Origin of the sequence: Limisalsivibrio acetivorans, assembly GCF_000421105.1 — a bacterium.
GTDB classification, from domain to species: Bacteria; Chrysiogenota; Deferribacteres; order Deferribacterales; family Geovibrionaceae; genus Limisalsivibrio; species Limisalsivibrio acetivorans.
The window spans coordinates 2063507-2078688 of sequence record NZ_ATWF01000001.1 but is presented as its reverse complement, the minus strand read 5'-3'; the positions used below and the strand labels follow the sequence as shown (position 1 = coordinate 2078688).

Sequence of the window (15182 nt, the reverse complement as noted above, 5' to 3'; positions counted from 1 at the left end):
AAGAATCAGTTCAGCTCGCCGGAGGCGTAAAGTAGCCCGGCTCTGCTGATAATTAGTTGGTATTCGGACATATAAAGGGAAAGCTCAGCCTTCTGGAGATCCACCTCCCTGTCGAGGAGCTCAGTGATCTTTGCAAGCCCTTCCCTGAACCTGTTTTCGGTGATCTCAAGGGCGGTGGAGGTGGACTCCACACGTTTTCTGGCTGCATCAAGCTGTGCGGAGGCGGCTTCGACACCGTAGAATGCGGACTTTACCTCCGATTTAACGGCAAGACGCTTATCCGCCACACGGTGGAGCATGGCGAGATGCTTCGCCTTGTTCTCTTTGATCTTATAGTGATCGGCACCGCCGTTGAAGAGGTTCAGCTTAAGCTGTGCTCCGAAGGTTACCCCTTCTCCGGAATCACCAAGAAACTCTTCATCGTTGCGTTGGTAGTCTGCAAAAACGGCAACCTCCGGGAGATATGCCCCCTTGGACTTATCCACCTCATACTGCGCGGCTTTCTCGTGCTTTTCCATTGCAGCAAGATCCTGCCTCTCTGTAATGGCGGTATCTATATATTCATTGAGTGATTTATCTGTCCTGTAGCCCGGATCCTCCCATATGATAGAAAGATCCTCGTCGGTATCAAGAAGCCTCTGCAGATGGCTCACAGCCACAGCAAGCTCCTTTTTGGCATCCTTTCGAGCCTGCTCGTTCATGAGCAGATAGGTCTCCGCCACGAGAAGATCGCTCTTCACAACAAGGCCGTTCTCGTAGAAGTCCTTTGTCATCTCGTAGTAGCGTCTGGTTCTCTTCTCGGAGGTTCGGACAACATCAAGAGCTTTCTCCGCAAGGGCAGTACCAAAGAATGCACGGTTCAGGTTATATATTATATTCTGCCGCACACGCTCGGTCGTTAAGTTGGAGGCGTCTCCAGCAAGCTTTGCCTGCTTAATGGAGTAGCGTATCTTCCCCTGCATATAAACGGGCTGGAGAACTTCGATCTTGGTTCGGAAGTTATCGATTCTGTCCGGATCGGCGAGCTGGTTCATGAAATAGGGCATATCGAATTCACCCTGCGCCATGGTTGAGAATGCGGCATTTGCAGGCTCATCGGTGCTGGTATAGGTTTCGCTGAGGTTGATCTTGGGCAGATATGCTCCCACAGCCTGCCTGCGACGGTACTCCGCACCCTTTGCCTCAGCCTCATATGCCTTAATGAGGCGGCTGTAATCAAGGGCGGTTTCTCTGGCTTCGCCGTAGTCTATCCTTTTGGCCTCGGCAGAGGCGGAGAGAGCAATCAGTAGAGCGGCTATGCCTGCTGACAGTCTTCCAGTTCGCATTCAGTAGCCTCCAAAAGCTTATTCAACATCTCCCGGACACCATCGTCCTCGATGCTGTAGCAGATACTGGTGCCATCCCTTCTACCCTTGATGATACCCTTGTTTTTGAGTATCGCAAGATGTTGACTGGTCGTCGCCTGGGGGATGTTGAGCCCTTTGCATATCTTAGTTACGTTACATTCGTTATTCATAAGACCGATTACAAGTTTAAGACGAACAGGATGACCGAGAGCCTTCAGCTTGTCAGCGTAAAGATCGTACCAGTTAGTATCCATAGGGAGCCTCCATAATTTAATGAATGAAATAAACTGCTGAAATTATATCTATATATTTATATATATTGCACAGGGGCCACTGTCAACTTTTTATACACATTAATTTTTGCTCTGTGATCATGGATTTTTCGACGATAGGGTGCTAATTTATCTATAGACGACTGACCGTATAGGATTTTGACTCGCTTATCAGGAAATTATTAGATGAAAAAATATTATTTTTATGCCCTTACAGCTCTGTTTTTCCTGCTTCTAACCGGAGCAGTTAAGGCTAAGACCTACTCCATCACATACTCCGAGTACGCACCCTTCTATTTCACATCGGAAAACGGAGATGTCCGGGGCTTCCTGCCTGATATATGGAGGCTCTGGGCTGAAAAGACGGGTAATGAGGTTGTTTTCAAAACTCTCAAATGGAAGGAGGGGATAGAGGCTGTAGGCAGGGGTGATATCGATATCCACGGCGGCCTGTACTACACTCCGGGACGTTCTGAAATCCTTGATTATTCAACCCCCTTCCACAGGGAGAGCAGTGCTGTCTTCTACAGGAAGGATAAGATGGAGCCCTTAACACCTGAGCGGATGGCGGGGGTGCGGACAGGTGTCGTGGTCAGCGACTACGCTGAAAAAGGAGTTGCCCAGAAATATCCTGAAGCTGAAATTGTACGTTTTGATGCATACCCAGAGATGCTCAGGGAGTTCCGCACCGGCGGAGTGGATACCATCGCCATGGAGATCCCTGCAGTTATCAACTATATCGAGAAATATAACCTCCATGATGTAGCAGGGATACTAACCCCCTATCTCCACACTGACTATTACCGGGCAGCTGTTAAGAAGGGTGACTCAGAGCTCTTGAACATTGTAAACAACGGGCTTTCACGTATCAGCGAAGGGGAGATGCAAGGCCTTTTGCAGAAATGGATGCACAACAGCCTTTACACAGAAACGAGGATCCCCGACAGCATAAAGGTTGCAGTGGCGGAGGATATTTATCCCTTTGAATACAGGGATGATAAGGGTATGCCTGCGGGTATCCTGGTGGATTACTGGCGGCTGTGGTCATCCAAAACAGGTATAGAGGTAAGCTTTGAGCTTTCCACATGGAGCCGGAGTCTGAATAATGTTCATGAAGGCAAGGCCCATGCCCATGCCGGGCTTGTTTATACCAAAGAGAGGGACAAGTACCTTGACTACGGCATTGTTATGGAGCCCACGAGGGCGGCTGTCTTCTCATCCAACCCTGCTGTGAAGGTCCCCCTGGATCTGGGTGGGTTAACACTGGGCGCCTTGAAGGATGACTTCATCATCCAGTACCTGAAAGCGAACCACAAGGAGATAAGCTTTATAGAATATCCCCGGGTCGAGGATCTGCTTAAGGCAGTTCAGGATAGGCATGTAAGCTTCTTCACCCTGGAGGAGGATGTTGCCGCCCATTACATGAGCAAAGACAGCAGTAAATGGGCTGATATCGCTGCCACGTCAAGGGAGTCAGTCTCTGCGGTCTATCAGCCCGCGGTAAAGGAGGGATACTCATCACTACTCGATGAGGTGAACCGGGGAATGAAGCTGATAACAAACCATGAAAAAAATGCGATCAGAGACAGGTATCCCTCCCTTAAAGACCTAAGCCAGAACACCCTTGAGATTGCCGTCTCCTCCGGGTATCCCCCGTTCTCCTCCGCAGATGTAAATGGGAGACCCAGCGGTATACTGGTCGATTTCTGGAAGCTCTGGAGCAAGAAGACGGGTAACAGGATACGTTTTCGGATGAGCAGCTGGTCCGAGACTGTTGAAGATATCAGAACCGGGAAAGTGGATATCCACTCCGCTCTTTTCACGAGTAGCAGCCGCAGGGAGTTCATCGACTTCTCTCAGCCCGTCCTGAAGGTACAGACGAGGTTCTTCTATAACCCCTTCTACGGTAAACCCGACAGTTCCCAGACCTTTAAGGGTGTTCGTGTGGGAACTGTGAGCGGCTCATTTCAGCATGAGTATCTCAAAAACAACTACCCCGAAGCTACCATCGTTACCTATTCCGATGACCTTTCCATGGTTAAGGGTGCAATTCTGGGCGAAGTAAGCCTTATTCTGGGTGAGGAGCCTGTAATCAGAACCATTCTGATGAAGGAAGGGGTAGCAGGAAGCCTGAAACCCGATGACAGGGTTCTTTTCACAAACCACCACAGAGCGGGGATTGCCAAGGGTAATGCCGAGATGATGGAGGTGGTGAACGAAGGTATAAACCTAATCACCAGAGAGGAATTGGATACTATTATATCCCGCTGGCTCCCCTACCATAGCGAAACACTTTCGAATACACAACTCAGCGAGAGATTTACAGCGAAGGAGCTTGATTTCATCCGGAGAAACCCCGTCATAAGGGTCGGTATGGATCCGGACTGGCCACCCTTTGAATACAGGCTGGATAACGGCACCTTCACGGGGATGAGCACCGGGTTCATGGAGATGGTGACGAGAAAAACAGGCATGATATTCGAGCCTGTGGATGCGGATAACTGGCAGGAAGTAATTGAGATGGGTGAAAACGGCGAGCTCGATGCCTACACATGTGCACTCAAAACCCCTGAGCGAAGCAGATATATGGACTTCACCGAGCCCTACCTGAGCTTCCCCGTTGTTATATTCACAGGAACCAATCACCCCTTTGTGGGTGATCTTGATGATCTGTACGGAAGCAGAATCGGGGTTATCAGAGGCTTTGCCATAACCGAAATGCTGAGAGACGACCACCCCGCATTCAATTATATTGAGTTTGAGAACCTGAAAAGTCTGCTGAATGCCCTTGCCTCTGGACAGGTAGATGCTTATGTGGGCAATCTGGCCTCAGTTAGCTACATGATAAAGCAGAACGGTTTCGCCAACATAAAGGCCGCCGCACCCACTGACTACCGATTTGAGCTACGTTTTGGCGCAAGAAAGGACTGGCCGGAGCTTATAAGCATAGTGCAGAAGTCACTGAACACGATCTCAGAAGCTGAGCAGAACGAGATATTCAACAAATGGATCTCCATTACATACGAAAGAAGGATAAACAGGGAGGAGATACTTCGCATTGCAGTACCCGCCGGAGCGTTTCTTCTATTCATTGTGCTTACAGCATTCTTCTGGAACAGGCAGACGAGAAAGAGGGAGGAGCGTTTCCGTCAGCTCACGTATAACTCTGCAGATATGATCTCCGTTATCAACGCCGAACGTGAGTTTATGTTCGCAAGCTCCGCATTCTTCCGTTTTACAGGTTACTCCCCCAAAGAGCTGAGAGACAAAAAGCTGGACGATTTTCTCCATGAGGATGAGGACAGCCTGATACGTCTCAAGCTTAACAAGATATCCCTTGAAGAGGAGCACAGCCTCGCCTTTACCTACCGCTTCCGCAAGGCCGACGGGAGCTGGATCATCTGCGAAAGCACCGCTGCCAACCACCTCCGCACACCTGCCATCGGCGGTATAATTCTGAACACCAGAGACGTAACCGATCGTGTGCAGACAGAGGAGGAGCTCCGCAGGGCAAAGCTGGAGGCGGAAAAGGCAACAAGGGCGAAGACCGAGTTCCTCGCCTCCATGAGCCATGAGATAAGAACCCCGATGAATGCAATTCAGGGGATGGCAGAGCTTCTCAACAGTACAGAGCTTACTCTGGAGCAGAAAAGATATGTGCAGGTGTTTAACAGCGCCAGTGACAACCTGCTCACCATAGTTAACGATATACTTGATATAACCAAGATCGAGGCGGGGCAGGTGGATATCGTCAATGAAGAGTTTGATATAATTACCCTTGGTGAGAACGTTTGCGACTTCTTCGCCTATAAAGCCCATGACAAAGGACTCGATCTCAGCTGCCGGATAGATCCGGAGCTCAAAACTCACTACACAGGCGATGTTCAGAGGATCAGACAGGTTCTGGTGAACCTCATGGGGAATGCTTACAAGTTTACCCAAAAGGGTGAGATCTTCATTAATATCTTTAAGGACAGGGACAGTGTTGCCTTCGCCGTTGAGGATACAGGTATAGGTATCCCTCCGAATAAGCTCACAGATATATTCGAACGCTTCTCCCAGGTGGACAGCTCCATAAGGAAGCGTTACGGAGGTACGGGGCTTGGATTGAGCATTTCAAAGCACCTTGCAGAGCTTATGGGCGGGACAATCGATGTTAGAAGCAAACAGTTCAGCGGTAGCAGGTTCTGCTTCAGCGTTCCCCTGAAACCCGCCTCTGATGACCTTGTGGCCGATAGGAGCAGGCTGGACCTCTCCGGTCGAAGCATCCTTGTTGTGCATGAAAGCCCCCACGCCGGAGATGCTTTAGTAGAGCTGCTCAGTTCATGGGGAGCATACGCAGAGTACGTCCCGGGTATTGATGGCGCTTTGATGCGGATAGAGGTGCTAAAGCCTGATACCGTCCTATGCGACAGTGCTTCGGTGCATAATTCCGAAGCAGAGGCCATGGATACATTCAGATCTTTTGCTGGCTCATTCCGTCTGGTAGCACTCTGCTCTAGTTTCCAGTGTGTTTCTGATCTTGAGGTGATGGCGGATCTGAGGTTGAACTCCCTGAGTAAGCCTGTTCGAAGAGGAGAGCTTGCCGCTCTATTGAGCGATGCACAATCATCCCCCTACAATGCTGAACAAAGTTATGAACTGGATAGTGATGCAAAGGGCATTACACTCCTTGTGGTGGATGATTCGGAATATAACCGTTTCGTGGTGGAGTCATACATAAAAGATACGGGATGGTCCATGGATATTGCAGAAAACGGCCGTGAAGCTGTTGATATGTTCCGTAACAGGGAATATGATGCGGTATTGATGGATATGCAGATGCCGGTAATGGACGGCTACACAGCCACAGAAGAGATACGCCGTATTGAGCAGAGTGAAGGGAGGAACCCCTCCCGTGTAATCGCTATGACCGCATATGCACTCCGGGAGGATCAGGACAAATGCCTCAGCGCAGGCTGCGATATGTACTTGGCAAAGCCTATACGAAGAAATGAACTTATTTCAGCGGTATCCGGCTCCGGCGGTATTGCTGAGGAAAAGGGAGCGGAAAGGGAAAATATGGACGGAAACGAGATCTATGTTCGTGTACCGGATGACTTCAAGGAGATAGCGCCCAGGTATCTGGATGCTGTGAAAGGTAAAAGCTCAGAGGCTGTTGAGGCTCTGGAAAAAGGGGACTATGACTCCATTCATATCATCGGCCATTCCATGAAGGGGGAAGGCTCTGCCTTCGGCTTTGACAAGATAAGCCAATACGGTGCGGAGATTCAGTTCGCAGCTGATAACTCCGATCACGACGGTGTTAAGAAAGCCACAGATGCACTTATCGACTATCTGGACAGGGTAAGGCTGTTATAGATGCCCCTGTTTACCTTTAAATCTGATTTTGATGCCCCTGTTAAGGATCTCTTCGACTGGCACAAGCGGGAGGGTGCACTTCTGCGCCTTGTTCCTCCGTGGGAAAGTGTGGAGATGGTAGAGAAGAAGGGGGGGATCGCAGAGGGTTCCTCTGCCGTATTCAAGGTTAAGATAGGCCCTTTCAGCAAGGAGTGGAAGGCTGTCCACACCGCATACGAAGAGAACAGAATGTTCAGGGACAGGATGGAATACGGCCCCTTCAAGTCCTGGGAGCATACCCATTTATTCGAAGAGAAAGGTGATAAAAGCTCCCTTGAGGAGCGGATAGAGTTCAAACTCCCCTTCAACACCATAGCATACCCCTTTGCTGCCCCTTTCGTAAAAAAGAAGCTCGCCTCCATGTTCCGGTACCGTCACAGGGTAACCGCAGGGGATCTGCAGATTCTGAAGAAATATAAACCTGAACCTATGAATATTGTTGTCTCCGGCGCAGGTGGGGAAGTGGGGAGATACCTTGTCCCGTTCCTCACAACCCAGGGGCATTCGCTCAAGAGACTTGTCCGTAAAGAGGTGTCATCCCCCGATGAAGAATACTGGAACCCGATCCAGTGTCGCCTCGGAGACTGCTTTCCGGGCATGGACGCAGTTATTCACCTCGCAGGAGAACCAATAGGCAGAGGTAAATGGGACACAGCGAAGAAGAAGATAATACTTGAGAGCAGAATAGAGGGTACAAGGCTCATCGCCGAAAGGCTCGCCTCCATGGACAACCCTCCGAAGACGTTCATAACCGCCTCCGCCATAGGATATTACGGCGACAGGGGAGAAGAGGATATAACCGAGGACTCCCCCGCTGGAGAAGGCTTTATAGCCGATGTATGCCGTGAATGGGAAAAGGCAGCCGAGCCGGCCATTGATAAGGGTATACGTGTTGTCTTCCTTCGTATAGGTGTTGCGCTCTCACCCTCGGGTGGAGCCCTCGAGAGGTTCCTCCCTTTCTACCGCATGGGGATAGGGGCTGTGCCGGGGAACGGTGAACAGTACCTCAGCTGGATATCCATGGATGATCTGCTCGGGAGCATAGCCCACGCCCTTTATAATAAGGATGTTACTGGTGCGGTGAATGCGGTCTCCCCCGAACCGCTCACCATGAATGATTTTGCACGCAAGTTCTTAAGTGTGACAGGCTTCGGCAGGCGTTTCACTATCCCTGCTCCCCTCATAAGACATGTATTCGGGGAGATGGGGGAAGAGGTTCTCCTATCCGGCGCAAAGGTTTACCCTGAGAAAATGCTGGATACAGGCTATGAATTCCGCTATCCTCATCTTGAATCTGCGCTGAGGCATCTTCTCGGCAAGAGGGAAGGGTAGATGAGCGTTTACTTAAGAGTCCTTTTTATGGTGATGATGACCGTGGCCCTCGGTTTCGGTTACGCCCACCATTTAACAGATGCATACAACTTCGAGCGGCTCCATATCTTCCTGTTCAACCTCTGCACGGGGGGCACAATAATCCTCTTCTTCACCGAAGGGGAATGGCGTATGACCCCAAAAACATGGGCCTTCTTCATACTCTCTTTTATATACGCCATACTCGCCTTTATGGAGATCTACTCCCTCTCCATCGTGGTGGCCCTTGCTATGGTTCCCGTAGTTGAGGCTGTGCGCATACGGAAGTTCGGCCGCTTCTTCCCCATGGACTTCTTTACCCTGAAGACGACAACTGCAATGAAGTTTCATCAGGCCTCGCTTCTATGCCTTTCCATGGGGCTTGTTATATCGAGCTTTGCCATCATAAACGATGTTTATTACCAGTTTGCAGATTTCGACAAGCTTGAGCTTAATACATTCTTTCTCGGCTTCTCCTTCCCCCTCTCCCTCATAACATTCAGTCTGATTTTTACCCTTATGCACAAGGGTAGAAGCAGGGTTAAAAGGCTTATCAAGGTGGGTAGCTTCTGGACAATAACCCTTGGTGTAATAATATTCTTTATCTTCATACTATTCGAATCGATCATACTTGAGTTCGCTATATCATCTATCCTTTTTGTTGCGGTCTATACGGTCTTTATCCTCTATATAAACCTTGGAATGAAGGAACAGCAGAAGTCGTTTTTGACCTCTGGTATCGTCTTCCTAATAGCAACGGCGATAACCGGTATCCTCTATATATCACTATACTTTTTTGTTGAGCCTTCCCAGGCACAGAAGGAGCTTATCCTCAGCTACCACAGGATCGTATCCCTCTATGGCTGGAATCTGAGCGGCCTGGCTGTCATATGCCGGTTTAACGACTTTCCTATCCGTCTGCATTCCGGCAAGCTCATCGTTCTGCACTGGATAATCGTTGTTATCCTGGCTCCCGCAGGATACTACTCGGCATACTTCGCCGTACTGGCCATTGTAACCTACGCCTTCTTTGTCTATAATCTCTTTTTTTCAAGGGGTTATGAAGAGATGCCCCCATTTGAGGAGGCGGGTGCCTGAAGCTTATGGAACAAAAAAATTCTATCGCTATACTGGCAGCCGGTGCGGCTGTTATTAGCTTTTCGTCCATATTTTCAAGACTTTCCGAGGCTAGCCCTGCAGCAAACGGCTTTTACAGAATGCTTTTCGGCCTTCTGTTCTTTATTCCGGTGGTGGTTTTATATGCCAAACGAAAGGGTAAAACGGGGATACGTCCCGGGCGACCTGTTGCACTCGCCTCGATTGCTGGCTTCTTCCTCGCCATTGATATGTATCTGTGGCACACATCCATAGAGCTTATCGGGCCCGGTCTTGCCACACTCATAGCGAACTTTCAAGTGTTCTTCCTTGCAGGCTACGACACGGTCCTATTTAAAAAGCCCCCCTCCCCCAAGCTTAAGGCCGCTCTTGTACTTGCTGTGGCGGGGCTGTACATACTTATAGGTCGTGATTGGGGGAGCACGGGGAGTGAGTTTAAAAGTGGGGTGTTCTTCGGGCTGGCCGCTGCGTTCAACTACTCGCTCTTCTTCCTCTTCCTCAAAAAATCGGGGATCACCGGCGAGCTGAATAATAATGAATCTATGGCAGTGGTATCCGTATCCTCCGGCATAGTTCTCGGGATAATCGCCTTCACAGGCTACAACGGCATCCATATACCCAATACCGAATCGCTCATATGGCTTGTGCTGTATGGTCTTATATGCCAGGGCTTCGGCTGGATGGTGGTTACCACAGGGATGAAGGGAACCTCCCTTTCCGTTGCCGGGCTTATGCTCCTTCTTCAGCCAACCCTCGCCTGGGTCTGGGATGTCATGATCTTCGACAAGCCCTTTTACATGCTCGACGTAGCCGGCGCTGCACTCTCCCTAGCTGCAATTTATCTCGGAACGGTTAGAGAAGCCTGAACTTCTGTGTTACAATAACTTTAAAGTTTTAATTCAGGAGAGGTTTCATTATGAAAACAGCATTTCTCGGTCTCGGAGTTATGGGATACCCCATGGCAGGTCACCTTGCCAATGCAGGTCACGAAGTAACGGTTTACAACAGATCCTTTGATAAAGCGGAGAAGTGGCTGGAAGAATATAAAGGACTCGCCTCACCAACACCCGGTGATGCATCCAAGGGAGCTGAGATCGTTTTTATGTGTGTAGGTCAAGATAAGGACATAGAAGAGGTTGTCCTTGGCGAGCACGGCGCACTCTCCGCCATGGAGAAAGGTTCAATATTAGTGGATCACACCACAGCCTCTGCGGGTATAGCAGAAAAACTATACGGTGAATGCAGGGATAAGGGGGTCGGTTTCCTTGATGCCCCGGTATCAGGCGGACAGGCGGGGGCAGAAAAAGGCGCTCTCACCGTTATGGTGGGAGGGGATCAAGAGATCTTCGACAGAGCCAAACCCGCAATGGAACTTTACGGAAAAGCTGTTACGCTCATGGGTCCCGCAGGATCGGGGCAGAAAACGAAGATGGTGAACCAGATATGCATAGCCGGACTTGTTCAGGCCCTCTCCGAAGGGGTAAGCTTTGCAGAGAATTCCGGCCTCGATGTCAAAAAGGTTTTAGATGTTATATCCAAAGGTGCAGCCCAGTCATGGCAGATGGAGAACAGAGGGGAGACCATGGCGGACAGAAAATTCGACTACGGCTTTGCTCTGGACTGGATGATAAAAGACCTCGGCATATGCCTGGAAGAGGGACGCAGGAACGGTTCTGTCCTTCCGGTAACCTCCACGGTACAGCAGTTTTATCTCGATCTCTCCCGCAGGGGAAAGGGGCGCTGGGATACCTCCAGCCTCGTGGAACTTCTCAGAAAAGATTAAATTTTCGTCAAACGTCTGTTCCAGCGTTATTCTTTGTGATAATAAGATAATGTTTCTCTGCACTCACGGGGGCGGAATTGAGAAAAAAGCTCTTCTTAATGACAATAATTATCATAGTGTTCTCCACTGCTGTATCCGCCCTTACCACGGCGTATTTTGCCTATTCACGAATCAACCAGATCCTTGAGGATGATAGGGACAACGTTCAGCAACATATAGAAGAGAAGCTAAAGGCGTTTGACTACATTGTCGGTATAATCACCGAGGAGATGGAGACCGCATCCATAGAAGCCGTCGAAGGGCTCAAGGATGAGATATTCCATGGAGCTAAACCTGCAAAATACTTCTCATCCAAAGACCTCGACGGGCTTATCAAGGATTATAATGTGGATGAGGTGTACATAATAGACCCCGATGGAGTCGTTTTTAATACCTCCTTTGAGACCGATCTGGGCCTTAACCTTTTCCGGATTGGCGGCTCCTACCGAGATTTTCTTAAAAGTGTCCAGGGTAAGGGGAGGATATTCCACAGTCGGCTAACCGTTGCAAAAAACAGCAACCTCATCAATATGTACTCCTACTACTCCCCCGAAGGGAGCGAGTACATCCTTGAATTTTCCATAAAATTCCAAGACTTCATAAAGGCCAAGTACGGCGAGGATTACTTCAGCTTCCTTTTCCGTGATTTCTTCCTGAGCGAGAGGGAACACGGCTCTTTTGTAAAGAATGTGGATGTTTACACCCGTTTTGCAAACTCAGGACGTTCCTTCATAAACCCGGGCAAGGAGTTCAAACTCCCCCATGACAAGATCGAACGGCTGAAGGCCGGGGAGCGTGTCATAATCAAAAAAGGGGACATTGTAACTACATACAAGTCCTTTCAGCTCAGCAACAAACGCTCCGACTTTGCAGAAAGCTACTATGTGGAGATCGTTTACGATTTCGGTATAGCTTCCGGCTTTATTACAAATGTTTTCATATCCGTATTAGTCTCCACGTTTATCATTATCCTGATTGTTGGAATAATCGCCTCATACCTAATAAACCGATTCTTCCTGAGCAAGGTAACCAAGCTTATGCGTGGAATAGTAAAGCTCGAGCAGGGTGACTACTCCTCCAATATCGATATGGAGGGGGAAGACGAGCTCAGCAGGGTTGCCCAGCAGGTGAATACCATGACCTCCAGGATTAGGGCCAGAGAGGAACACCTTCAGGCGGAAAAGGAGAAGATGTGCTCAATCAAGGAAGAGGCGGAGAAGGCAAACTTCGAAAAAAGTGAATTCATGGCAGCTATGAGCCACGAGCTGAGAACACCCATGAACGCCATTCTCGGCATGGGAGAAATGCTTGATTCAACACCTCTTACAAAGACCCAGAAGGAGTATCTGGATATAATAAATAACTCCGGCGAAAACCTTATGCGCCTGATAAACGATATCCTTGATATATCCAATGCGGACACAGGGCAGATGGTTCTGGAGCCTGTAAGCTTTAATATCCGGGCACTTATGGAGAATATTTGCTCCGTATTCTCGGCCAAGGCCAGTGAGAAGAGCCTGGAATTAGAGTGCTCCATATTTCCAGATGTCCCTGAGATCCTCAGCGGTGATTCATTCAGGCTGCGCCAGATACTTGTAAACCTTATTTCCAATGCAGTTAAATTCACCAACGAGGGGAATATCAGCGTTAAATGCGAATGTATTGATGCCTCTTCAGAAAAATCGGTTCAGCTAAGGTTCATCGTAGAAGACACCGGCATAGGTATCCCCCTGGACAAACAGAGCAAGATTTTTGATCAATTCTCAAGGCTTGATGAGGATAACACAGTGAAATCCTCCGGTGCAGGTCTGGGGCTGAGTATTACCAAAAAGGTGGCTCAGATGCTTGGCGGAAGCATCTTCATGAGCAGTGCCCCCAAAGAGGGGAGTACGTTTGTGTTCATAGGCAGCTTCGGTATAATGGCGGAAACAGCTAAAGCGGAGCCCGAGGAAACACCTGCTCAAAAGGTTGAAACAGATAACAATCCCTCCGCCAGACTTGAGGGCCTTCATATACTCCTAGCCGATGACTCGGAATACAACCGTTTCGTAGTGGAATCATACCTCAAAGACACCGGCTGCAGTATTGATATCGCCGAGGATGGGCGTGAGGCTGTGGAAAAGTTCAGGCAGAACAGATACGATCTCATCCTTATGGATATCCAGATGCCGGAGATGGATGGCTATTCAGCCACAAGAGAGATTAGAAACATTGAGAGGGAGCAGCTCTCCGGCCACACTCCCATAATAGCCATAACTGCCTATGCTCTTGAAAGGGACGCCAAAAGATGCTTCGATGCCGGATGCGACGGCTATGTGGCTAAGCCTGTGACCAAAGAGAACCTTATGAACGCTGTGGGGGGCTACTTCAAGGTAGAGGAGGAAACTGTACAGAAAGAGGAGGCGTGGAGCCCCCTTGGAAATGTGCGGAACATACAGTCCCAGCCCGATGCGATATACATCAGGGTAAACTCCGAATTCAGGGACATCACACCCCGCTTTTTCGAATCGCTTAAGGATAATGTAGAGAATATTAAGCGTGCGGTTGAGGAGAAGGACCTCGAAACAATCCAGGTTATCGGCCACCGGATGAAGGGGGAGGCTTCCTCCTTCGGTTTTGAACCTGTGAGCGATATCGGTCTTTTCCTGCACGGCGCCGCTGTCCAAGGTAATTTCGATAAGATTGAAGAGCTTACGGAACAGCTCTCAGACTACCTGCGCAGAGTCATCCTTATTATATGAACTTTGTTCATAATTCCTGTTTTCCATATTATCTTTTGGTGCTATAAATCAATCGGTTACTTTTATTGAAATTAATCATTATTTGGAGTTCAAAAATGCGCATACTGCTCGCCGCTCTGGTTGTCCTTGCCGCCGTTGCATGCGGAAACGGTGAGGATAAGGCTCCTGAAGAAGAAGCCCCCTCCGGCCCCAAACCCGTTGATGTTGTTACTCTCCCCCTTCGAACCGAAACAGTCGAAGAGTATTTTACGCTCCCCGGTGATGTTCAGCCCTGGGAGGATGTGTCCCTGACCGTAGAGGCTGGCGGAGTTATTGAAACTATCACCAAGGAGGAGGGTGGGCGAATCAAAAGCGGAGAGACACTTCTGCAGCTAAATATGGACAGTATAAGAGCCTCCCTTGCCAAAAACCGTGCTCTGCTCGAGCTTAAGAAAGCCAACCTGGAGCGTATAGAAAAGCTTTATAAAGGAAAGAGTGCAAGCCGCAAAACCTATGATGAAGCCCTTGCGGACTATAAGACGGCAGAGGCGGATGTTCAGTATTTCCGGTCGGAACTGTCTAAGGGAACACTTAAAAGCCCCCTCTCCGCTTGGGTAGACAGAATATATGTGGACGAAGGGGAGTTTGTTTCACCCGGAACAAAGATAGCAGAGCTTGTGCAGACCGACAGGCTAAAGGTAATAACCGAGGTTCCCGAAAAGGATGTTGCATGGCTTGAAAACGGCGATAACGTAACCGTTACAAGGGCTCTTGTGAATGAAAACCTTGAGGAATACAGGGCAAGGATTATACACATATCAAAAAGTGCCGATGAGGTATCCCGCACATACAGGGTTAAGCTTGAGCTCATCGATGGACACCACATACTTCGTCCCGGTATGATAGTCCGGACACGCTTCCTGAGAAGAACCATTGAGGACGCCTTCGCTGTCCCCTTCTACGCAGTGGTTGACAGAGGGGACAACAGAGGGGTCTTTCTGGAGGACAACGGAACGGCTCGTCTCGTTATGGTGGAAACAGGCGCCGTTACCGGCTCACGTGTGGTAATAAAAGGGGAGCTTAACGTTGGCGACAGGCTCATCGTTCAGGGGCAGCAGTTCCTTGTGGATTCCCAGCCCGTAAGGTCAGAGTAGTT

The 15182-nt window shown here is 49.3% G+C and carries 9 protein-coding genes; 7 read left to right on the top strand and 2 right to left on the bottom strand.

The genetic code is table 11. From position 1 onward, the window contains the following. Positions 1-5: 5 nt before the first annotated feature. Positions 6-1325 carry a TolC family protein gene (locus tag K300_RS0109860; RefSeq protein ID WP_022851505.1) on the bottom strand — a complete coding sequence of 440 codons (1320 nt, stop codon included), beginning with the start codon at positions 1323-1325 and terminating at the stop codon, positions 6-8. Continuing rightward, positions 1295-1600, bottom strand: coding sequence for an ArsR/SmtB family transcription factor (locus K300_RS0109855; RefSeq protein WP_022851504.1), 306 nt, complete (start codon positions 1598-1600; stop codon positions 1295-1297). The genes K300_RS0109860 and K300_RS0109855 overlap by 31 nt, the downstream gene beginning before the upstream one ends. Positions 1601-1804: 204 nt before the next feature. On the opposite strand from K300_RS0109855, the gene K300_RS0109850 reads away from it, so the two are divergent. The 7 genes from K300_RS0109850 to K300_RS0109815 all read left to right on the top strand — a co-directional run bounded on the left by K300_RS0109850 (position 1805) and on the right by K300_RS0109815 (position 15180). Further along, positions 1805-6979 (top strand): transporter substrate-binding domain-containing protein, encoded by a 5175-nt coding sequence (locus tag K300_RS0109850; protein ID WP_022851503.1) that lies wholly within the window; start codon positions 1805-1807, stop codon positions 6977-6979. Beyond that, positions 6980-8350: a TIGR01777 family oxidoreductase gene (locus K300_RS0109845; RefSeq protein WP_022851502.1), complete on the top strand. Its 1371-nt coding sequence runs from the start codon at positions 6980-6982 to the stop codon at positions 8348-8350. Then, a complete protein-coding gene (locus K300_RS0109840; protein ID WP_022851501.1) occupies positions 8351-9466 on the top strand; it encodes a hypothetical protein in 1116 nt (371 codons plus the stop codon). 5 nt (positions 9467-9471) lie between these two features. Beyond that, positions 9472-10350, top strand: coding sequence for a DMT family transporter (locus K300_RS0109835; protein ID WP_022851500.1), 879 nt, complete (start codon positions 9472-9474; stop codon positions 10348-10350). A gap of 50 nt (positions 10351-10400) precedes the next feature. Continuing rightward, the gene (locus K300_RS0109830; RefSeq protein WP_022851499.1) at positions 10401-11267 is read left to right on the top strand and encodes an NAD(P)-dependent oxidoreductase; all 867 of its coding nucleotides are present in this window, start codon (positions 10401-10403) and stop codon (positions 11265-11267) included. A 77-nt stretch (positions 11268-11344) separates the two neighbouring features. Further along, positions 11345-14047 (top strand): response regulator, encoded by a 2703-nt coding sequence (locus K300_RS16275; RefSeq protein WP_155827588.1) that lies wholly within the window; start codon positions 11345-11347, stop codon positions 14045-14047. Positions 14048-14142: 95 nt separating this feature from the next. Beyond that, the gene (locus K300_RS0109815) at positions 14143-15180 is read left to right on the top strand and encodes an efflux RND transporter periplasmic adaptor subunit (RefSeq protein WP_022851496.1); all 1038 of its coding nucleotides are present in this window, start codon (positions 14143-14145) and stop codon (positions 15178-15180) included. The last annotated feature ends 2 nt before the right edge of the window (positions 15181-15182 follow it).